Genomic DNA, 20370 nt, shown 5'->3' with positions numbered 1-20370 from the left:
TTATAGATTTAACAGCGCACTACCAGCGCACGTCGGAAAGTACAGGTGAAGCGTTCTATGCAGATGACTCGAAGACAGATGCTGCGGGCGACCGTGCTGGGTGGAGCGACCCTTGCCTTGGCGTCGTGTACCACCGCCCCCGTCGAGGAGATAAACACCTCTGGTCCACCTCGTCGCGGCGGCAGGCTCCGGGTGGGGCTCGTCGGAGGTTCTTCCACCGACACCGTAGATGCGCACATTCCAACGAGTGCTTCTGACGGCACGCGTTTGATCAACATGTACGACTCGCTCGTACGCTACGACACCAACTACGACCTGCAGTACCGCCTCGCCACGGCTATTGAGCCAAACGACGACGCGACGGTGTGGACCATCACGCTGCGCGATGGTGTGCAGTTCTCAGACGGTCGACCGGTGCGCCCTGAGGACGTCATATTCTCCTACGACCGTATTCGCGATCCCGACAACCCGAAGTCCGGTGCTGCATCGATCAACCACATCGAATCGATGGAGGTCACCGGACCGAATGAGTTGCGCATCTACCTCAATGCCCCGGACGCGACGCTCATTGACAGTCTTGCCGAGTATCAAATGGGCATCGTGCCGGAGGACTACGATCCCAAGAACCCGATCGGCAGCGGCCCTTTCAAGCTTGAGCACTTCTCCCCCGGCCAGTCGACGAAGATGGTGCGCAACGAGAACTTCTGGGGAGAGACTCCCTACCTAGACAGCGTTGTCATCATCGACTTCCAGGAGGAGGACGCCATGCTCAACGCATTGCTGTCTTCCCAGGTTGACGCAATCGGCAGCCTGAACCACTCGCTTGCACGTGTGATCGATGCAGACCCGCGCTTGGACACCCTCATTTCGCAGACCGGCATGTGGTTGCCGCTGACGATGCGCGTGGACGTTGCACCGTTTGATGATGTCCGCGTGCGCCGCGCCATGCGCCTTGCCGCGGACCGCCCGCAATTGGTGGACCAGGTCTACTCCGGCGAAGGTCAAGTGGGCAACGACATGTTCAGCCCGTACGACCCCGCCTACCCGGAGGACATTCCCCAGCGTGGGCAGAATATCGAGGAGGCCAAGCGTCTTCTCGCGGAGGCGGGCTACCCGGACGGTATCGATGTCACCCTCAACGCCGCTGAAATCCAGACCGGCGCGTTACGTAGCGCCCAGGTATACGCAGAGCAGGTCCGTCCTGCTGGCATCAACGTAACTATTAACCAGGTTGATTCCTCGACATTCTTCGCCGACGGCAACTACCTGGAGTACCCGTTCGCGTTGTCGTTCTACTACACGCGAAACTTCCTCCAGCAGGTCAACCAGTGTGCAACGGCGGATTCACCGTTTAACGAGACCCACTGGGTGGACCCGGAGTTCACTGCGTTGGCCAACGAGGCCCGAACGATTGTCGACGACGAAAAACGCAGCGAAATGATCCACGAGCTGCAGCAGCGTCTCTACGACGACGGCGGCTACATCATCTGGGGCTTTGCCAACCAGATTGACGCGTACCACAAATACGTGGTGGGGCTTCAAACCCACCCCGGCGGTATGCCGCTGGGCCAGGCCATGTTCGAGCGAGTTTGGATTGCGGAGGCATAAGCACACATGGGCAAGTTCATTCTTCGCAGGCTCGGGGTGAGTGTCTTCATCCTGTTCGCTGTATCCGTCATCATTTTCTGCGCGACGTTGCTTCTGCCTGGCTCGCCGGCTACGGCAATTTTGGGCCAGCAGGCAACGCCGGAACGTATCGCGGCGCTCGAGGCAGAAATGAATCTCGACCAGCCTCCGCTCACCCGCTACTTGCTGTGGCTGGGAGGCATTTTCACCGGTGACTTGGGCACATCGACGTCCACCGGTGGCCCAGTTTCTGAACTGCTTGGCGAGCCACTGGTGAATTCGCTGGTACTCATGCTGCTCGCCGCGGCAATTTCGATCCCTGTCGGCGTGCTCCTGGGTGTGTATGCGGCGTGGTGGCGCGGTTACAAGCGCGATTCGGCGATCACCTGGGTGACGTTGATTCTCGCTGCGCTGCCGGAGTTCGTCATCGGTATCGCACTGGTCACGTTGTTCGCTACCTCGGTGTTCCAAATTTTGCCGGCAGTGACCATGTCACCTCCGGGCAGTCGTGTGTGGGAGTTCCCAATGCAGCTGGTGTTGCCAACCTTGACTCTCGCGTTCGTCGTCACGCCTTATGTGGCGCGTATGACTCGCGCAACGATGATCGAGGCACTGGAATCGGGCTACGTCGAGATGGCGCGACTGAAAGGCGTGCCCGAGCGTCGCGTGGTGTTCCGTCATGCGCTGCCCCACGCGGTCGGGCCCATTGCACAGGTCGTCGCAATCCAGCTCGCGTGGCTGGCTGGCGGCATTGTGGTCGTCGAGTATCTGTTCCGCTACCCCGGCCTCGGCGTCGCGCTCATCGATGCGGTGAACTACCGCGACGTACAAGTTGTTCAGGCTGTCTCACTGCTGATCGCCGCGGTATATGTCGTGGTCAACCTACTGGCGGATCTTGTCAGCATTGCGGCTAACCCGAAGTTGAGGAGTAACTGATGTCTGCACCAGTACACCCCCAAGAACCAGGGAAAACCCCGAAACCCGTGGTCGACGATTCTGAACTGAAAACGTCGGTGTCCAAGCCGGAACCATTGCTGTCCCGAATTTGGGCACAGTCCGAAGGCAAGGTCGGACTCGTCTTGACGGGGCTTGTCATCGCGTTGGCGGTCGTCGGGTATTTCTTCGCCGAGCAGATCACCGGTCGCAGCACAACGGAGTTCATCGGCCTGCCATTTACGGACATCGGAGTGTTTGGCACCGATAACCTTGGCCGTTCGGTGCTGTCTCGCTTCGTTGCCGGTGGCCTCATCCTGTTGGTGACCGCGTTTTTGGCCACGGTCCTCGGCATGGTTGTCGGCACCATCATCGGCATGATTGCGGGATACGCAGGTGGCAAAGTCGATTCGGTGCTGATGCGGCTCAACGACGTGATTTTGGCGTTCCCACAGCTAATTTTTGCCATGTTGGCCATCGTTATTTTTGGCCCCTCAGCAACCGTGCTCGTCCTGGTCATTGGTTTGACGCACGCGCCTCGCATTGCCCGTGTGGCACGTGCTGCGACGATGTCCGTGACAAACGAGGACTACATCCGCGCCGCCCAGATGTATTCGGTGCCGCACTGGAGAATTCTCATCCAGGAGATCGCGCCCAACATCACCGGCCCGCTGGCTGTGGAGGCGGGTCTGCGTCTGACCTACTCCATTGGTTCGATTGCCTCGCTGTCCTTCCTTGGCCTTGGCATCCAGCCGCCGGCTGCGGACTGGGGTTTGATGATCAACGAGAACCGCATCGCACTATCGCTGCAGCCGTGGGGCGTGCTTCTGCCGGTGGCTGCGGTTGCTGTGCTGACTATCGGCACCAACATGTTGGCCGACGCCACAGCGCGCGCCACCGCAACCACTGCTACACCGCCAAAGCGCGGCCGCAACCAGACCATCGACCCGGAACGGGTGCCGAAGCACGAGCCCATCCGCCACAACGGATAGCAGCAAAGGGGAATGACGAATGACTACCGCGATATCCGCGAACCAAGACGGCAACACCAAGTCGTCAGATGATTTTGTGCTCAGCGTGAGCGACCTTCGCCTGGGCACGTTGGAAGGCGCTGAGATCCTCCACGGTGTGGACTACACGCTGAAACGGGGCGAGATTGTCTGTCTAGTCGGCGAGTCCGGCTCGGGCAAAACTACTGCCGGTTTGGCTGCTATGGGTCATCTTCGCCCGGGACTGATGCTTTTCGACGGCACCGTGACCCTCCATTCCGCAAACGGAACCGACTATGACGTCCTCAACCTCAGCGAAGCTGATCTGCGGGAACTTCGCGGCAGCCGCATCGCGTATGTGCCGCAGGATCCGGCACTGAGTTTGAACCCGACGATGCGTATCGGTGAACAGATCCGTGAAGTGCTCGACGTGCACTCCTTCGATGGCGATGCTGGTGCTCGTGTCCGCGAAGTCATGCGCGACGTGGATTTGCCGGACACCGACGAATACTTGGCCCGTTGGCCGCACCAGCTCTCTGGTGGCCAACAGCAGCGCGTCGGTATCGCAATGGCGTTCGCCATGTACCCGGACGTGCTGATTCTCGACGAGCCTACGACCGGCCTCGACGTATCCACCCAAGCCCACGTGCTGGACACCGTGCGCGAGATGACGCACAAGAACGACATCGCTTCGTTGTACATCACGCACGATCTTGCAGTGGTGGCTGAGTTGGCGGACCGTGTCGTGGTTATGCTGCGCGGTGACATCGTCGAAGAAGGCCCTGCGCAGGCGGTGCTGTACAACCCACAGCACCCGTATACTCAAAAGCTTCTCGCCGCGATTCCAGATTTGCCGGGTCGAAAGAACATCACCGGCCACGGCATCGCCTCTGCCGTCCAGGTTGAGGAGCGCGATAGCGCTGCCCCGCTGCTGCAGGTGAACAATCTGGAGATGGCCTACGGCGACAACAAGGTCCTCCACGGCATTGATCTCACGCTCGAGGAGGGTGAGTCGATTCTTCTGCTCGGCGAGTCTGGCTCCGGCAAGACAACGTTGGCTCGATCAATCGCAGGTCTCAACCCTGGCTACACCGGAGAGGTGCGCCTGCGGGGCGAACTGCTTGAGCACGGCAGCCGCGAGCGCACCGTGGATCAGCGTCAGTACGTTCAGTACATCTTCCAGTCGCCGTTTTCCTCGTTGAACCCGCGGCGCACGATCGGTGAGTCGCTGAGCGTGCCACTTGTCATGTCGGGCAAGTTGTCGCGGAAGGAGCACCGCAGGGTCGTCGAGGACGTCTTGGAAGCTGTCCAGCTCGACCGGAGTTTCTACGACCGTCGCCCGGGTGATCTGTCCGGTGGTGAGCGCCAACGCGCTGCGATTGGGCGTGCGCTCGTGAATGCTCCTGACGTGTTGGTGTGCGACGAGATCACGTCGGCTCTCGATGTGTCGGTCCAGGCATCGATCCTCGAGCTTCTTGCAGACCTTCGCGCAGAGCGCGGTCTATCGATGCTGTTTGTCACCCACAACATTGCGCTGGCACGTCACACCGCCACGCGTATTGCGGTGCTGAACAAGGGCGTTATCGTGGACGAAGGGCCAGTCGATGATGTTCTTGAGCGGCCAACGCACGAGTACACCAAGTCCTTGTTAGCAAATATCCCGGAACTTTAACTCTCTTTGAAGAAAGGCTTTTAAGTGCCCATTACTCCGCACCCGTTGACGCGCGATCTGAAAGCTTTGCCAGTTCCGGATCTTTCGTCCACGCTCGAGGCTTACATTCATGCGCTTGAGGCGGTTCTCGACGAGACCGAGCTTGCAGAAGCGAAGGCGATCGTCGCTGACTTCGCGCAGTCGCAAGCCCCGCGTCTCGACGAGGCACTGCGGCAGCGCGCAGCAACCCGTGAGGCCGAAGGCACGAACTGGCTTTCCGACGAGTGGTATTCGAGCTACCTGGCAACCCGTGGGCCACTGACACTGACGACGAACGTGGGTTTCCAGCTGGCGCTGCCATCTGAGGAGACTGGCTTGGACCGTGTGGTTGACGGCATCCGGCGAGCGTTGGTTGTTCACCTCCAAGCTGCGGGAGATGACTTGCCGGACTACGTGGACGCGCGCGGCAACCGCATTACCCAAGACCAGTGGTTTGTCTTTGGCGGAGGGCTGCGCCACCCGAGTGCCGGTGAGGATGAGATCATCGTCGCCACCGCAGGCACTGCCAACCGCGAGATCGGCGTGTTTGTCGATGGGCACCTTTACGCAGTACCCGTGACCGACGAGGCTGGCGAGCCGATTGCAGCTCCGAACCTGCGAAACGCGCTTGAGACGGTTCTGGACGCCCCGCGCAAGCAGAGCGTGGACTTCAACGCGGCATCGCTGCTCGGCTCCGAAACGCTTGCAGAAGTACTGCCGGACATGTTGGCACAGGGCGACAACGGCGATGTGTACAAACGTCTGCAGGAGTTCCTCTTCACCGTCGACCTGATCGACTACGGAGTAACCACACACGCTTCCGACGAGGAGCGGATCAACGAACTGACCTTCCTCCCCCGTGGTGCATGGACGTACAAGCCGCTGAGCTACCAGTTCAGCCTGACAGATCCCTGGAGTGCAGTGCACGTTGAGCACTCGTGCCAGGACGGCGGAACCCTCGTTACCGCGATCACGCGCATGCAAGAAGCGGAGATCGGTGTCGGCGCAGATTTCGTCGCAAAGCCGCAGGAACTGCGCTGGGATCTCGATAACGCGCTCACCACGCGCATCGAGAAGAGCGTTGCCGAGGTTGCGGGCGCGGCGGAGAAATTGCGTACCCGCATCGTGCACGTGCCGTTTGACCAGCCTGCGGACCTGCCGTTGAAGTTCAGCCGCGATGCTTCAGCGCAGTTAATGATGACTATCGCGCAGCAACTGACCTACGGCCGAGTACGCGCGGCATATGAGGCCGTTGACATGCGTGAGTTCCGTGCCGGACGCACGGAGTGCTTGCGCGCCGCCACACCCGAGGCTGCTGCTTTTGCGCGAGCGCTTGTGGAGGGTACGGCTGAACAGGCTGGCCTCGAGGACGCCATCAACGCGCATCGGGCATGGGTGAAGCGGTGCAAGTCTGGCAACGGCTTCGACCGACATATCCAGATGATGGCGACTATCGACGACACTCACGCATTCTTCAACGACACGCGTGTAACCGCTGCTCGTCGCGATTTCTTATCCACGACCTCGATCGGCGGCGCTGCTCAGATCGTTCGCTACTGCTTCGCACCGGCGTTGCCAGAAGGGTTCGGCATCGCGTATACCCCGCTGCACGACGATACGGAGTATTGCGTCTCCTGGAACGCAGCGACTGCCGAACAGCCGGAAGAGTTCCTGGCCAACCTGACAAAGGCCGGCGAGTTGCTCTGGCAGTTCTGCGCTACGTTGAGCACAAACGCTGAGTAGGGACAGTCAGACGGCGTACTTTCGCACTTCGGCAAGCCACTGGTCAAGTTCGCCTGCGTCCTCCCACATGGAGTAGAGCTCCGAGCCACCTGGTCGAAGAATCGAACGGGCGCGCCGTCTGATCCACTGCCGATCGTCGAATGTGAACGGCGAATCGACGCCGGCACCACTATGTCGCTCGGGGAGATGTCCGTTAAGCATGGCAGCAAGCGCGATGACGGATGCAGCCTCATCAGTTCCCAGCGACCCAAGCCCACAATCGAAACGGAATTGGGCAATGTCGAATGTGCCGTTGACCACTGCGTCAACCGCTTCGATTGCGGGGTCGTTATCAAACGGCCCTGTATCCCAAGTTCCCATACCGCGTCACGCTAAAAGGCGTAGGTAAATCAATGATTGCCATAGAGTGAATTTCCGCGGTATTTCCAGTGAGAAACTCACGCGTCAATCATCCGTACGACCTTTTCTACCTGTGCTGCAAGTGCCTCGAGCGGCCCGTTGTTATCCACAACGATGTCGGCTGCCGCCCGTCGGGTGTCGTCGTCAACCTGCTGCGCGATGCGCGCCCGCGCGTCCGCTTCAGTGAGCCCCCGCTTGTCGACGAGCCTGCGTACCCGCTCGTCCACATCAACATCGATGACGACCGTCATGTCCATGTCGTGGTGTAGGCCGAGATCCACAAGCAACGGCATGTCGTAAATCACCGCGCGAGCGCCTGCCTTCTCTGCCTCATCGAATCGCCGGTTGGATTCAGCGCGGATGGCCGGGTGCGTTAAAGCGTTCAATTTCTCCGTTTGCTCCGTCGAAGAGAAAGCGCGTTTCGCCAGCTCTGCGCGGTTTAAGGCGCCGGTGTCGTCGATAAGGTCCTCGCCAAAAACCTCCGCGACCTGTGCGAGCACCGGTGAGCCTGGTTCCATGATCTCTCGTGCGATCTGGTCGGCGTCCACTACTGGGAAGCCTTCGTCTGCCAGCATTCGTGCGACTGTGGATTTGCCGCTGCCGATTCCGCCCGTGAGTCCAACTTTCTTCATGCATGTGAAGATAGCAAAGCGCCCCGCCCACCATGACGGTGATGCGGGGCGCTGACGCTGATTGCTTAAAGGCAATCCCTAAGCACGAACTCGTCGTGGCTTAGTTGCCAGCAAGCTTGTCGCGCAGAGCAGCGAGCTGCTCGTCGGAAGCCAGCGAGCCGATGTTCTCCTCAGCCTGGTCAGCTGCCGGAGCTGCAGCTGCAGACTCAGAGGAGTAATTGGCCTGATCGCCAGCCTGCTCTGCAGCCTCGGCTGCAGCGGCGCGGTGACGCTCGATCTGGGCAGCGTGTGCCTGGTGGCGACGCTCTGCCTCGGCGTAACGAGCCTCCCACTGCTGGCGAGCCTCGTCGTAGCCTTCCATCCACTCGTTGGTCTCCGGGTCGAAGCCCTCCGGGAAGATGTAGTTGCCCTGCTCGTCGTAGGAGTCGGCCATGCCGTAGCGGGACGGATCGAACTCTTCGACGAAGTCCTCGTCAGCCTGCTTGAGCGACAGGGAGATACGACGACGGTCCAGGTCGATGTCGATGACCTTGACCATGACCTCTTCGTTGACGTTGACAACCTGGTCCGGAACCTCGACGTGGCGCTGAGCCAGCTCGGAGATGTGGACGAGGCCCTCGATGCCCTCTTCGACGCGGACAAACGCACCGAACGGAACCAGCTTGGTGACCTTGCCCGGGACGATCTGGCCCACAGCGTGGGTGCGGGCGAAGACGCGCCACGGATCTTCCTGGGTCGCCTTCAGTGACAGGGAGACGCGCTCGCGGTCGAGATCGACGTCGAGCACCTCGACAGTGACCTCGTCGCCAACAGCGACAACCTCAGACGGGTGGTCGATGTGCTTCCAGGACAGCTCGGAGACGTGGACGAGGCCGTCAACGCCGCCGAGGTCAACGAATGCACCGAAGTTGACGATGGAGGACACAACGCCCTTGCGGACCTGGCCCTTCTGCAGCTGGTGCAGGAAGTCGGAGCGGACCGCAGACTGGGTCTCCTCCAGGTAAGCGCGACGGGACAGGACCACGTTGTTGCGGTGCTTGTCCAGCTCGATGATCTTTGCCTCGAGCTCCTGGCCGATGTACGGATCCAGGTCGCGAACACGACGCATTTCGACCAGCGATGCCGGCAGGAAGCCGCGCAGGCCGATATCGAGGATGAGGCCGCCCTTGACGACCTCGATGACGGTACCGGTAACCGGCTGGTCGTTGGCCTGCAGCTCCTCGATGGTGCCCCAAGCACGCTCGTACTGAGCACGCTTCTTGGACAGCATCAGGCGGCCTTCCTTGTCCTCCTTGGTCAGGACAAGCGCGTCGATCTCATCGCCGACCTCGACCACGTCCTCCGGGTCAACGTCGTGCTTGATGGAGAGCTCGCGGGTGAGGATGATGCCCTCGGTCTTGTAGCCGATGTCGAGCAGGACCTCGTCGTGGTCAACCTTGACCACGGTGCCGGTGACGATGTCACCGTCGTTGAAGTACTTGATGGTCTCGTCGACTGCGGCGAGGAATTCCTCAGGGCCACCGATGTCGTTGATGGCAACCTGGGGTGCGTTGGTAGTGCGCATAAGTAGTATGTGCTCCGAAAAAATAGGAGATCGTGATTGGACAGAAGCGTCTCTCTCAGCAGCGTAAGCGCCGAAACGCTCGCGGTTGCTGATCTCGCAGCGGGCTGGTCGCCACACCCTCCTATTACGATGGACGCCAAGCTCGCGCGTAGACACGCCCGCACGAGTGTAGACACTTTCCGCAGCTAGAGCAAATGATCTGGACCCCGGGCACTGCAACGCAGTTTATAAGCAAGGGACTACCATGACGTAAGTCCATAACTCTACAACTCAGAAAGTGTGTTCACCCTATGTGGAAACGCAGCCTTGCCGTCGCAGCATCGTTCGTCGGCATCGTCGTCGGAGCGGGTTTTGCCTCCGGCATGGAAGCACTCCAATACTTCGTCGCCTACGGCACCCAGGGCTTTTGGGGTGTAATCGTTGCTGGCGTGACCATGCTGCTAGCCGCCACCGCGTTTGTCACATTCGGGTCGTATTTCCTCGCCGACGAACACAATGAAGTCTTCTACAAGGTGGCATCGAAGCCTGCCGCGTTCCTCATGGACTGGTCTGCGGTTATCTGCATGTTCTCCGTTGGCTTCGTCATGTTTGCTGGCGCAGGCTCGAACCTGAACCAAGCATTCGACTGGCAGATTTGGGTGGGCGCGGTACTCATGCTTTCACTGATGCTTATCGTCGGCCGATTCGACGTTGACCGCGTCGCCTCTGTCATCGCTTGGGCAACTCCCCTGCTGGTGATCTTTGTGCTCATCGGCGCGATCTATTCGTTCACCCAGATCAGCGTCGACTGGTCTGAGGTGGATAACTTTGCGCGCAACGAAGTAAACCGCGCTGACGGCACCCCGTACTGGTTCTTGGGTGCACTCAACCACACGGGACTAAACGCCCTATGCGGTGTCTCGATGGCGATCGTGATGGCCGGTGATGAGTTTGACACTAAGAGCACGCGGATTGGCGGAGTCCTTGGTGGACTCATTTACGTGGCACTTCTTGCCCTTCTTGTAGCCGCGCTGCTCATGCAGGTCGAGGCAGTAAACGGCCACGACATGCCACTTTTGACCGTGCTGGATAACGTCCACCCAGTCCTGGGCTTCATCATGACCTGGGTGATCTTCCTCATGGTGTTCAACACCTGTTTGGGCATGTTCTACGCGCTGGCAAAGCGACTCACCAGAAAGAACCCAGAGCGCTTCTACCCGGTCTATGCCATCGCCTGCATTGTCGGTTTTGGCCTTTCCTTCGCCGGCTTCCAGCCGCTCGTTTCCAACCTGTACCCGATCCTGGGCTACCTCGGCCTGTTCGTGATGACAGTGATGACCGTCGTCTACTTCCGCCACCGCACCCGCCTGAAAGAAGAAGGCGAGCGCCGCGCTCAAGCTGTTGAGGCCGCGCTTGACGACGACACCTCGGACGAGATTGAAGATCTCGCTGAAGACTCCAATCTCGAGGAGGATGAGTTTAAAGAAGCAGTTGAAGACGCCGTCGAGGATGCCTCCGACGAGAAAACCGTCAGTGACGTGTAGGCCAATCAGGCCTCGCTAACACCCCAGCGGGGGTAGGTGTCGGGGGTAGAATTTTGGCACTTACCCCCACGTAACTAAAGGATCCAAAAAGCCGTTCACCTGTCCACATAAGCTGCGACTTATTAGACATTCCGTCACATGCTTAACAGTTACTGTGTATTGCTTGTGCGCCCGCTCAGTAGCAATTAAGGTTTTACCTGGTTCTTGAGGAATAGCCCCAGAACAGAGTGAAATCTAAGCACTGCCTGAGGCTCGGTACCTAATCGAGAACCCCGCCGCTAGGTGGTAACAAAATAGAAAGAGGAAATGGCCTGGGGGGTTGGGCCACGTCGGGGGATACGGTAACTGGGGACGCCGTACTCGAGGCGGGCATCAGATGAAGTTTGCGTGCTTCACGTGATGCCCGCCTCGTGCTTTCCCGAAACGTACTCGCGGTTAGTGCGCCGCCTCTTCCCAGTTTGCGCCAGTACCTGCAGACACCTCTAGCGGTACGAGGAGTTCGATTGCCTTGTCCATTTCGCGCTCCACGATCGCTTGGACAGCGTCTAGCTCGCCCGGGGCAACCTCGAGCACCAACTCATCGTGCACCTGCAGGAGGACACGTGATGCGTTGTCCCGCAAGGCGTCGTCGACACGAAGCATCGCAACCTTGATGATGTCCGCAGCAGTGCCCTGGATCGGGGCGTTCAGCGCCGCACGCTCGGCGTTCTCCCGCGCGATTCGGTTGTCACTTGTGAGTTCCGGCAAGTAGCGGCGGCGACCGAACACCGTCGAGGTGTAGCCGTCGCGACGCGCCTGCTCGACGACCTCATCAAGGTAGCGCTTTACCCCGCCGAATCGTTCGAAGTAGTTCTCCATAATGCCCTTCGCCTCACCGGCAGAGATCGACAACTGTTGCGACAGGCCGTAGGCAGACAAGCCGTAGACGAGGCCGTAGGACATTGCCTTGACCCGGCGACGTAGCTCTGGCGTGACCTGATCGATCCGAACATCAAACACGCGGGAGCCAACGAAGTTGTGCAGGTCCTCCCCCGCCCGGTACGCCTCGATCAGGCCCTCGTCTTGGCTGAGGTGCGCCATCACACGCATCTCAATCTGCGAGTAGTCGGCGGTAAGCAGGCATTCGTAGCCCTCGCCAACTACAAATGCAGAGCGGATCTTGCGCCCGGCCTCAGTACGCACCGGAATGTTCTGCAGGTTCGGCTCCGCCGAGCTGAGACGCCCCGTCGAGGCCACAGTCTGATTAAACGTGGTGTGGATCCGGCCATCCGGCTGCACCGTCTTAATCAAGCCTTCCACCGTGGACTTCATCTTCTGGTGCTCACGGTGCGCGAGCAGATAATCGAGGAACGGGTGCGGATTCTTCTCTGCGAGTGCTTCGATCTCAGCCGCAGCAGTCGAGTAGCCCGTTTTCGTCTTCTTCGTCTTCGGCAGCGCAAGCTTGTCAAAGAGCACGACAGAGAGCTGCTTCGGGCTAGATAGGTTCAGGTCCGGCTCGTCGACCAGCTGACGCGCCTGCTCTTCGACCTGCTCAACCTTGTGCGTCAGGTCCTTGCGCAGCCCCTCCAGAACGTCCAGATCAACGGCGATGCCAACGTGCTCCATTTCCGCGAGCACCGTGACCAGTGGCAGTTCGAGGTTCGCGTACAACTCGTAGGAGTTGATCTCGCGCAGGTCCTTGGACAACTCTGCGGCAAGCTCCAGAATCGCCGCAGCCGCATCCACGTCGCCCGAATCATCCAGCAAGCTCAGCTGATCAGAGCTGGTGCTGAGCTGGCGCTGCAGGTGACGCTGGTACACATCCTCGAGCGCATACGTGCGCTGGCCGGGACGCAGCAGATACGCCGCGATCGCAGTGTCGTGTGCGATACCGCGCAACTCGATGCCACGGCCACGCAGCATGTGATAGGCAGCCTTGGCTTCGTGCAGGAACTTCGGGTCATCCGACTCGAGCCAGGTCTTCAGCGCCTTGTCTTCATCAGCCGACAGATCGGCGGCAAGTTTCGCAATGCCGTGGCGCTGCTTATCGACGATAGCCAGCGCCGTCAGGTCACCCGATCCCGGCGTCGCCGTACCGGAAAGGTACAGGGCAAGGCCTTGACCTTCATGGGACCTCAGCCAGGTGTCCAGCGACTCGTTATCAACCGTCACGTCAGCCAGCTCCACCGTCTCAGGTTCGGGTGCGCTGCCATCGGTCGGTACAGCGGCGAGCACGCGTTCGCGCAGATTCACGCCGAACTCGAGGTCGTCGAAACGCGCCGCAACCTGGGCGACATCGGCTGGCTTGAGTTCGAGATCACCCGGCGCCACGGGCAGTTCCACATCGGTGACCATTGCGGTGAGTTCGCGGTTCAATCGCACCTGGTCAATGCGTTCGCGGAAGTTGTTGGCTGCTTGCCCCTTCAACTCATCCGCATGCTCGATAAGCCCCTCGAGCGTGCCGTACTGCGTAATCCACTTGGTGGCGGTCTTCTCCCCCACTTTCGGCACATTCGGCAGGTTGTCTGACGGGTCGCCACGCAGGGCCGCGAAGTCCGGGTACTGCTCAGGCGTCAGGCCATATTTCTTCTCCACCTCGGTTGGGTTAAAACGCGTCATCGTAGACACGCCACGCATTGGGTACAGGAGGGTCGTAGTGTCGTCGACAAGCTGGATGTAGTCGCGATCACCACTGACCAGAACAATCTCGTAGTCACCATCTGCACGAGCCTGGGTCACAAGCGTGGCGACGATATCGTCCGCCTCAAAGTTCTCCTTGCTCAACGTCACAATGCCGAGATCCCCCAGCACGTCCTCAATCAGCGGAACCTGGCCCTTGAACTCGGGCGGGGTCGCGTCGCGCTGCGCCTTGTACTCCGGAAAGCGCTCCGTACGGAACGTCTTTCGGCCCACATCGAACGCGACGGCAGCGTGCGTCGGTTTTTCGTCGGAAAGAATATTGGCAAACATGGACAAGAATCCGTACACCGCATTCGTGTGCTGCCCACCCGACGTGGAGAAGTTCTCCGCAGGCAACGCATAGAACGCGCGGAAGGCCATCGAGTGGCCGTCGATCAACAGCAAACGCTTGGATTTTTCCGATGTCGTAGTCACGGTGAGCCAGTCTAGCGGGCGGCACGACACGACCTTTCGCGACTAATTAACCAGCGATTTCACACTTCGGGGTGAACTGCGATACACTTTCGCGCGTCGCCCCAGTAGCCCAATTGGCAGAGGCAACGGATTCAAAACCCGTCCAGTGTGAGTTCGAGTCTCACCTGGGGCACAAAATGCAGCAGGAACGCCGCGCTGGACAGGTGCAGGGAGACGGAAGTCTCCAAAAACCCTCCGAAAACTAAACAGGCTCGGAACCTCGAGAGAGACCGACCTTCACCGTGTAGCAGGTAAAGGCAGCACGGTGGCTGCGCCAGCCGTCAGGGACGCCCATCTAGACCGGCGTCAGCGGACTGGGCTATACGCGCGCGCGTGCGCGCGATGGGGGTATCAACCGCGCGGGGAGAGAGGCCAACCCACCCCCCGCGTTTTCCGGCGACCGATCTAGCCGTGATTATGACCCCCTAACCCCCTAAACGGCCCACAACGCGCGCTGTACGGGCCCCGGAGGACGCGCACAGGGCTAGACGATCATCCCACCCGCTGACTCCTCGTCAGAGCGTTCAGGAACGAATGGCTCCAAAGTTGACGGCTTCGCGTCCTCGTCTAAAAGGAGCTCGACCACACCAGTAGTCCGGAGTACAGCCGGGAGAGCGCGGACCTCCGCTCGAATAGAGAGTTGGTTTCGGGAGAATTCGTCACCCGAAACGTTCCAGGCGAGTTCCATCCTGCCATCGGTAAAGACCTCGACAGAGCCCAGATCAACCACGATTCCAGTGTTCTCCGGGACGGCAGTGGACGTCACCACCGGGACTCCCCACAGGAGGCGTTGTTCTTGGTTGACCGGCGCACCGTTAAACACGAACTGACCGTCACCGGCGACCCGCGTGGTCTCCATGAGGGCCCAGGTGGTCGGATGCAGAATCACCGCAGAGGCCTCGAGGCCAATGGTCTGGAGGCGAGAGATTCCAAGACGGGTGGTGGTAAACGGGTCGGTGGTGAACTTTTCGACACGGTGCCCGGAGGATCCGAGGAGTTCTTGAACAGTCCAGGTTTCAAGGCGGTCTGCTACACCGCAGATCATCTCCTGACCGATCACGTTTCGCAACGATCGGAGGTCTTGTAGAACGTATTTGTCGATGCCCCGGACGAGGTGAGCAACTACTTGAAGGTTGGCATCGACGCGTTCAATGCCGATTCGCGACTCCGGCTTGACTGCACCAACTGGAACGATTTCAGCCCGCAGGTCGCGCTCGGTCTGGCGATAGTAGGTGACGGTGGGCCCGTCGACGATCTGTCCCGCGATGAGGTCGAGAAGGTTGTGGACCGGACGTCCGTCGGTGATTACCGACTGCGAGATCTCGGTGGCGATGTAGAGGTCGCCAGATGAAGCGCCGACGAGAGACTTCTTCTTTATCGTGTCGACTGCGCGGCTTGCGAGTTTTGCGGAGTGAGACTTGGTAACGGGGAACACGTTGTTCCTTTCGGAGTAGGTGGAAGTGGTTCCTGGTTCGGGATAGTTATCACTGAGATCAGGCTGTGGACTCAGAGATGGGTCACGGAACATTTCGAGAAGGGTGGGCCTAGAGGCACGTTCCCACTCAGCAGGCATGCCCTTGATTCGGTCAATGCGGTCGGCGTCGGCGCGGGAAAGGCCGGTGCCTTTGGCCTTGGAGGAGCCGACGATGGTGCGGATCGCTTGGAGTTCAATGCGAGAGCGCTCATCGGCCGGCAGTTCGCGCGCGCCGGAGGCGTAGACGTCGCCGTTGTTGAGGAGGGCATCGCGGTAGGCGGTCCGCTGCGGCTCGGGCGTCGAGGAGTTTTCGCTGGCGCTCCACAGTGGCGTGCAGCGGGCCTAGATCGCCGTCCGATTCGAGCGACTTAGCGAGTTCCTCCAGGCGCGCGGCTGGAATGACCACCTCGGGGTCGTGGGAAGCGTTAGGCTGTGCGGCTTTCACAGAGGTGATGCGGGCACCGGCGTCGGCGGGAGTAAGCACGAGAGAGATCTCAGCGAGGTCTGCCTTGGCGATTTCGTTCACGGCTTGGCCGTCAATTTCGGTCGCGGAGACTTCGACGGGATAGAACCCGATCGACAGTCCGTTGATGCGGCGTCCCTTGACGAGGTTGTACGCCTTCTCACCGGCGGGAGTCGAGTCAAGCACTGCACGGATGAACAGTCCGTGTTCATCTTCGCGCATTTCCACTACTTCACCAACGTGAGAGTCAAGGCCTCGGTTGTGCTCGAAAAGAATGGGGACCGGCGTATTGGAGACCTGGTGCGCTTGGATGGTTTCAGCAAATGCGCCGAGGGCGATTGTGTCGCCCCACGAGTCAATGCCGCCAAAGGTAGAGGCGTACCCAGTGATCTCACGGGAGCCGTCATCGGTGGACTTGATAGATAGGTTTGAGACTTTGTAAGTCAGGTTCAAGAGTTCACTCCTGTATTCGGAGGCGCCCATGGAAGAAAGTGGGGGCGCAGTTTCATGGATACGAGAGAGCCAGAGGGCGGCAGGCGGCGGGCTTCAGCCGATAACGGCGAGCACTACGCGGCGTGCGCGGTTCACTTCGTCAGTTCGGGCAACTACGCGGCAGAGTGGCGGGCCGCCCCGCTCGTGGGGCTGGCGAACCGACTTAGCGGCGGTGCGGAACTATAGGAATATTACCATAACGTGACCTTAAAACGGCGCATCTACAGTTGCCGCACGGTCGACAGTGAACGCGACAGCGAGTGGCTCTAGCGAGGCCTCGCTCGAATAATCCACAACGCCATCAAGCAACTCCTCGGGTTCATGGTTGCAACGGATTGCAGGGTTCGTGCCCTTCACCCAAATGCCGTCGCAACGATCACAGGCTTCAGCACGGGCACGGGCTTCAGCACGTGCTTCTTCTTTGACCTTGGCCTCGTGCTCTTGGAGCGCGTTGAGGTAGTCCTTGGCGTTTTTACAGTCAGGGCACGACTCCCACTCCCACTTGCGAAGGTTGCTGTGTTTGTCACACCGAGGCCGTCCTTCAACCAATTGTGCTCCAGCACGGGGTTGAGGGAGCGCAGCACGAGAGTCTTCGGAGGCCGAGCCGAAGGCGTCGGCCAAAGCACTTTCGACAGTGGAGACTTGTACAGATGAAGCGGGTTCACTTCCCTCCCCACTTTCTGAACCCCTTGTTACCTCTTGGGGGTCGGCAGCGTCCCCCCTTTCGGTCGCCAGTGTCCCCCCGGCGGGGTCATGGGCACTCCCCCTCTGGGGCGCCTGTGCCCCGGGGTCAGATTTGCACCCGGGGTCAGAAATGTCCCCCCCTTCTTGTTTCAAATCCAGTCGGAGTCGCCAGGCGGTCGGGCGGGAACCGGCGGGGATAGCCAAAAACACGGGGTGAACACACAGAGGATCCTCGACGATCCAACCACCACGACGCAGTTCACGAAGCGCACGCTTCACGCGCGATTCGCACGCCTGCATATACTTTGAGTTGCTGGCAGTTTCTGAAGGGGCACCACGCCCCCAACACTTTTGAGCAATAGTTTTGCGGGACGGAAAAGCGTCCCGTCCCTTCGGATTTGCGTAGGAGGCAAGACAGTTCAGCACCTGAAAGGTGTAGCCAGTTAGCGGGATCCCATTCATCTCGACTGGCGCCTCGAAGGCCGCCCAGCGCATTGCGGTAAAACTCACGAGACACCCCGTTTCGAAGGATCGGGCGCCAAAGGCGCAAGCGGTTTGAATAGCATCGGTTTCTTTCATTTCTGGTCCGGCACCTAACCGGGCTGCGAACACGCGATTAAGGGCTCCTAGTTCATCTCCAGGTCGAGAATTTCTAACTCGCGGCAGGCCTCGCAATAGACCCAGCGAGCCCGGTTCTCTGACGTGGTGTTGCCCCAGATGTTCTTGCGACGGTACGGAAAGACGTGACCGCAAAGGGCGCGGAGCGTGGTGGCCTCACCACGGGCGCACTCGGCGCTGTTCAGCACGCGGTGGTAGGTGACGGGTTTCTTTTTCGGATTGGGAAGAGTGCTCTCGGCTGGTTGGTTTTTCATGGTTGCCTCGGGAGGTAGATGGAGAAGAGAAGCTATTGATTAGCCCGCACTGCTGGCCGGCGCCTGGTGCGGTTTAGGGCACTGGCGCGCGCGAAGGCCTGGGCGACGTCGAACACTTCGGAGCGCGACAGCGGTACTCCGCCGAGGGTTGTCGCACCGTCTGCGTCGACGGTGAGCACGCCCAGGTGCGGAAGAATCGCGCGGAACGCAGAGGATCTATTCATCAGGGTCGCCCTCCTCGTCAAGCAGGCGGCGGAAGTCATCGTCAGCGTTCGCAGCGGAGATTTGCGCCGCGCGTACTTCTTGAGCCGCGAGTATGTCACTTGCTAGCTGTTCGTTGTTTGCCATGACACCGATGAGTGCAGCGTCGGAGCGGCGATTGAGGTCTTGCAACACATCGACGCCCCTCTCCAACAGCGCGTTGGTGACGCGGAGCTCCCGGAGCATGGAGACGAGAATCTCGAAAACTGATCCAGAACGCATTACGCAGACACCTCCTCAGCCTCGGAGGAAGTGATCTCGTCCGGTGAGATTTCGAGCAGTGAGCAAAGCGGTCGGACCGGCACGAGGTAGCGATTTCCAACGCGGATTACAGGGCACGGGAAATTCCCGCTCTTGATCGCGTCATAAGCCGTGCTAGTTCCAATGTTGAGGAGAGAGGCGGCTTCAGCCACGGTGACGGTGTGTTTCATCGGATTTCCTTTCGGGAGGAGGTTTCAGCGGGCTCGCAGACCTCGTAGACGAGGTCCTCGAGGTCCCAGCCGGTCAGTTTTCGAAGGCGGAGTAACCCGGCGACGTTTGGGCAAGCCTGTCCGGTGCGCCACGCCCGGAGCGTTTTAGGAGAGCACCGGAGGTACGAGGCCAGCTCGGTTTCGTTGGTGGCCTCGCTGAATTGCATGGCGGCGGTCAAGGCAGAGTCGCGGAGGAGGTAGCGGGCAGACATCATGTTTCCCCTTTGATTGAATGGAGCGGTGCTAGCAGTCCGTAATGGACGATATTGCTTGGCACTAAAGCAACTATACCTCTTGTCCGGTACGCAAGCAAGAGCGACCGGAAGAATCGTTAGAATGTCGGACGTGGATACAAAAGAGTGGGCAGAGGACTTCACGGCGCAGATCGGCGTCGGAATCGAGAGAAGCAGGCGCGGCCGTTCCGACCAGTGGATCGCAGACCGCACAGCAGAGCTCGGGCACCCCATTTCCCGCCCGGCGATATCGGAGTACCGACGGGGCAAACGCAAGTACATGCCGGTCACAGACTGGCTTGTAATAGCGGCAGCGTTAGAAGTCCCGCCGATATCGCTCCTGTTCCCAGGGCTACCCGATAAGCCGGTGAGCCTCCTCCCCGACCGAGGCCCCGTCGTGGCGTTTGACGCCGTGGAATGGATCTCCGGCGAACGAATCAACGCACCAAACGGCGAGGAACCGCTGTTTGGATTAGAGGGCCCCGACGTAACACATTCGATCCTGGTAGCGGAGTACATGCAGCGACCGGAGCCGATCGAAGCAAGCGCACCTGTTGAGGTTCAAATACTCCGCAAGACGCGAACCATTGCCGAAGTCGCGCTATGGGCACGCCAAGAGCGTGAGAGGCTCTCCCCGGCCATCCAAGACGGCGACAAGGAAGCACTACGGGACGCTATGACCCGGGTCGAGGCATTCGAACAATTGATTCGAGAGATCCGCGCGGAAGTCGAGGAGTTGGGAGGAGTGGTTAGAGATCACGGACACCCAAAGCAGATAAAGGAAGCCGAGGAAGATGCCGGGAGGTAGGCCTGCTACCCCACTCGGGACGTGGGGGTCGATAAGCACTCGACAACTCGCTACCGGGCGCTGGATCGCAGAGACACGGCTTCGCCTTTGGAACGGCGACACCGCCCGCCTCCAAGCCCGCGGCAACTCGAAGACCGCCGCAACCAACACGCTCAAGCAGAGATGCGCCGAGCGCTTAGGCAGTGAGGATACGGAGACCCTTCGGACCAGTAGCCCGGTGAGCGCCCTCTTCGAAGCGTGGCTCGAGACTAAAAATAAGATCCGCCCGCAGACTAGGGACCGGTACCGCAGTGCGATTGACAACCACCTAACGCCCGACTTCGGAAACATGCGAGTCAATGAAGTCACGCCGGCCTTCTTGGACCGCTATCTCCAGGCGAAG

General features: G+C 59.9%; 19 protein-coding genes, 1 tRNA gene and 1 pseudogene. 9 read left to right on the top strand and 12 right to left on the bottom strand.

Features of this window, described 5'->3' with window-relative positions; genetic code table 11:
* The first annotated feature begins 63 nt into the window (after positions 1–63).
* Genes HMPREF3171_RS05880 through HMPREF3171_RS05860 form a run of 5 tightly spaced genes read left to right on the top strand, consistent with a single transcriptional unit; the run spans position 64 to position 6981 of the window.
* Complete coding sequence (locus HMPREF3171_RS05880; RefSeq protein ID WP_224212741.1) at positions 64–1608, top strand: ABC transporter substrate-binding protein; 1545 nt, start codon at positions 64–66, stop codon at positions 1606–1608.
* Between the two features lie 6 nt (positions 1609–1614).
* Entirely contained in the window at positions 1615–2562 is a 948-nt protein-coding gene (locus tag HMPREF3171_RS05875) for an ABC transporter permease (protein WP_070483613.1), read from the top strand.
* Positions 2562–3551: an ABC transporter permease gene (locus HMPREF3171_RS05870; protein ID WP_070422927.1), complete on the top strand. Its 990-nt coding sequence runs from the start codon at positions 2562–2564 to the stop codon at positions 3549–3551. Before HMPREF3171_RS05875 ends, HMPREF3171_RS05870 begins: the two co-directional genes overlap by 1 nt.
* A gap of 19 nt (positions 3552–3570) precedes the next feature.
* The gene (locus HMPREF3171_RS05865) at positions 3571–5220 is read left to right on the top strand and encodes an ABC transporter ATP-binding protein (protein ID WP_070422928.1); all 1650 of its coding nucleotides are present in this window, start codon (positions 3571–3573) and stop codon (positions 5218–5220) included.
* A 24-nt stretch (positions 5221–5244) separates the two neighbouring features.
* The gene (locus HMPREF3171_RS05860) at positions 5245–6981 is read left to right on the top strand and encodes a choline/carnitine O-acyltransferase (protein ID WP_083284717.1); all 1737 of its coding nucleotides are present in this window, start codon (positions 5245–5247) and stop codon (positions 6979–6981) included.
* Positions 6982–6987: 6 nt separating this feature from the next.
* Here HMPREF3171_RS05860 and HMPREF3171_RS05855 read toward each other — a convergent pair whose 3' ends face one another.
* The 3 genes from HMPREF3171_RS05855 to rpsA form a co-directional block, all read right to left on the bottom strand.
* Positions 6988–7341, bottom strand: coding sequence for a DUF4259 domain-containing protein (locus HMPREF3171_RS05855; RefSeq protein WP_070483611.1), 354 nt, complete (start codon positions 7339–7341; stop codon positions 6988–6990).
* A 77-nt stretch (positions 7342–7418) separates the two neighbouring features.
* Positions 7419–8012 (bottom strand): dephospho-CoA kinase, encoded by a 594-nt coding sequence (gene coaE, locus HMPREF3171_RS05850; RefSeq protein ID WP_070483609.1) that lies wholly within the window; start codon positions 8010–8012, stop codon positions 7419–7421.
* 100 nt (positions 8013–8112) lie between these two features.
* The gene (gene rpsA, locus HMPREF3171_RS05845) at positions 8113–9576 is read right to left on the bottom strand and encodes a 30S ribosomal protein S1 (RefSeq protein WP_070422931.1); all 1464 of its coding nucleotides are present in this window, start codon (positions 9574–9576) and stop codon (positions 8113–8115) included.
* A gap of 290 nt (positions 9577–9866) precedes the next feature.
* Here rpsA and HMPREF3171_RS05840 point away from each other — a divergent pair, with 290 nt between their 5' ends.
* Positions 9867–11099 carry a YkvI family membrane protein gene (locus HMPREF3171_RS05840; protein ID WP_070483607.1) on the top strand — a complete coding sequence of 411 codons (1233 nt, stop codon included), beginning with the start codon at positions 9867–9869 and terminating at the stop codon, positions 11097–11099.
* 435 nt (positions 11100–11534) lie between these two features.
* On the opposite strand, the gene polA is transcribed toward HMPREF3171_RS05840, so the two are convergent.
* On the bottom strand, positions 11535–14138 hold the full coding sequence (gene polA / locus HMPREF3171_RS05835) for a DNA polymerase I (protein ID WP_070483644.1): 2604 nt from the start codon (positions 14136–14138) through the stop codon (positions 11535–11537).
* Positions 14139–14290: 152 nt separating this feature from the next.
* Between polA and HMPREF3171_RS05830 the strand changes: the two genes are divergently transcribed.
* Positions 14291–14364, top strand: a tRNA-Leu gene (locus HMPREF3171_RS05830).
* 351 nt (positions 14365–14715) lie between these two features.
* Here HMPREF3171_RS05830 and HMPREF3171_RS05825 read toward each other — a convergent pair.
* The 8 genes from HMPREF3171_RS05825 to HMPREF3171_RS05795 all read right to left on the bottom strand — a co-directional run bounded on the left by HMPREF3171_RS05825 (position 14716) and on the right by HMPREF3171_RS05795 (position 19162).
* Positions 14716–15666 carry a phage major capsid family protein gene (locus HMPREF3171_RS05825; protein WP_070483605.1) on the bottom strand — a complete coding sequence of 317 codons (951 nt, stop codon included), beginning with the start codon at positions 15664–15666 and terminating at the stop codon, positions 14716–14718.
* Positions 15667–15913: 247 nt separating this feature from the next.
* A complete protein-coding gene (locus tag HMPREF3171_RS05820) occupies positions 15914–16621 on the bottom strand; it encodes an HK97 family phage prohead protease (protein WP_070483604.1) in 708 nt (235 codons plus the stop codon).
* Positions 16622–16867: 246 nt separating this feature from the next.
* Positions 16868–17209 carry a hypothetical protein gene (locus HMPREF3171_RS12350; protein ID WP_246815334.1) on the bottom strand — a complete coding sequence of 114 codons (342 nt, stop codon included), beginning with the start codon at positions 17207–17209 and terminating at the stop codon, positions 16868–16870.
* 761 nt (positions 17210–17970) lie between these two features.
* A complete protein-coding gene (locus HMPREF3171_RS05810; protein ID WP_070483600.1) occupies positions 17971–18216 on the bottom strand; it encodes a hypothetical protein in 246 nt (81 codons plus the stop codon).
* A gap of 32 nt (positions 18217–18248) precedes the next feature.
* Positions 18249–18440, bottom strand: a complete 192-nt coding sequence (locus HMPREF3171_RS11890) for a hypothetical protein (RefSeq protein WP_141743366.1) — start codon at positions 18438–18440, stop codon at positions 18249–18251.
* Entirely contained in the window at positions 18433–18699 is a 267-nt protein-coding gene (locus HMPREF3171_RS05805; protein WP_070483598.1) for a hypothetical protein, read from the bottom strand. The genes HMPREF3171_RS11890 and HMPREF3171_RS05805 overlap by 8 nt, the downstream gene beginning before the upstream one ends.
* Positions 18699–18908 (bottom strand): helix-turn-helix transcriptional regulator, encoded by a 210-nt coding sequence (locus HMPREF3171_RS12495; protein ID WP_070483596.1) that lies wholly within the window; start codon positions 18906–18908, stop codon positions 18699–18701. The genes HMPREF3171_RS05805 and HMPREF3171_RS12495 overlap by 1 nt, the downstream gene beginning before the upstream one ends.
* On the bottom strand, positions 18905–19162 hold the full coding sequence (locus tag HMPREF3171_RS05795; RefSeq protein WP_070483594.1) for a hypothetical protein: 258 nt from the start codon (positions 19160–19162) through the stop codon (positions 18905–18907). Before HMPREF3171_RS05795 ends, HMPREF3171_RS12495 begins: the two co-directional genes overlap by 4 nt.
* Before the next feature lie 130 nt (positions 19163–19292).
* Between HMPREF3171_RS05795 and HMPREF3171_RS05790 the strand changes: the two genes are divergently transcribed.
* Both HMPREF3171_RS05790 and HMPREF3171_RS12490 read left to right on the top strand, forming a co-directional pair.
* Entirely contained in the window at positions 19293–19988 is a 696-nt protein-coding gene (locus HMPREF3171_RS05790) for a hypothetical protein (protein WP_141743365.1), read from the top strand.
* Positions 19975–20352, top strand: a pseudogene (locus HMPREF3171_RS12490) (N-terminal phage integrase SAM-like domain-containing protein); the annotation flags it as partial. The gene HMPREF3171_RS05790 and the pseudogene HMPREF3171_RS12490, both read left to right, overlap by 14 nt.
* Positions 20353–20370 lie beyond the last annotated feature (18 nt).

The sequence above is a fragment of the Corynebacterium sp. HMSC08F01 genome, assembly GCF_001807545.1.
GTDB classification, from domain to species: Bacteria; Actinomycetota; Actinomycetes; order Mycobacteriales; family Mycobacteriaceae; genus Corynebacterium; species Corynebacterium coyleae.
Note: the sequence above shows the minus strand (reverse complement) of the source record. Positions and strands in the feature narration are given on the sequence as shown.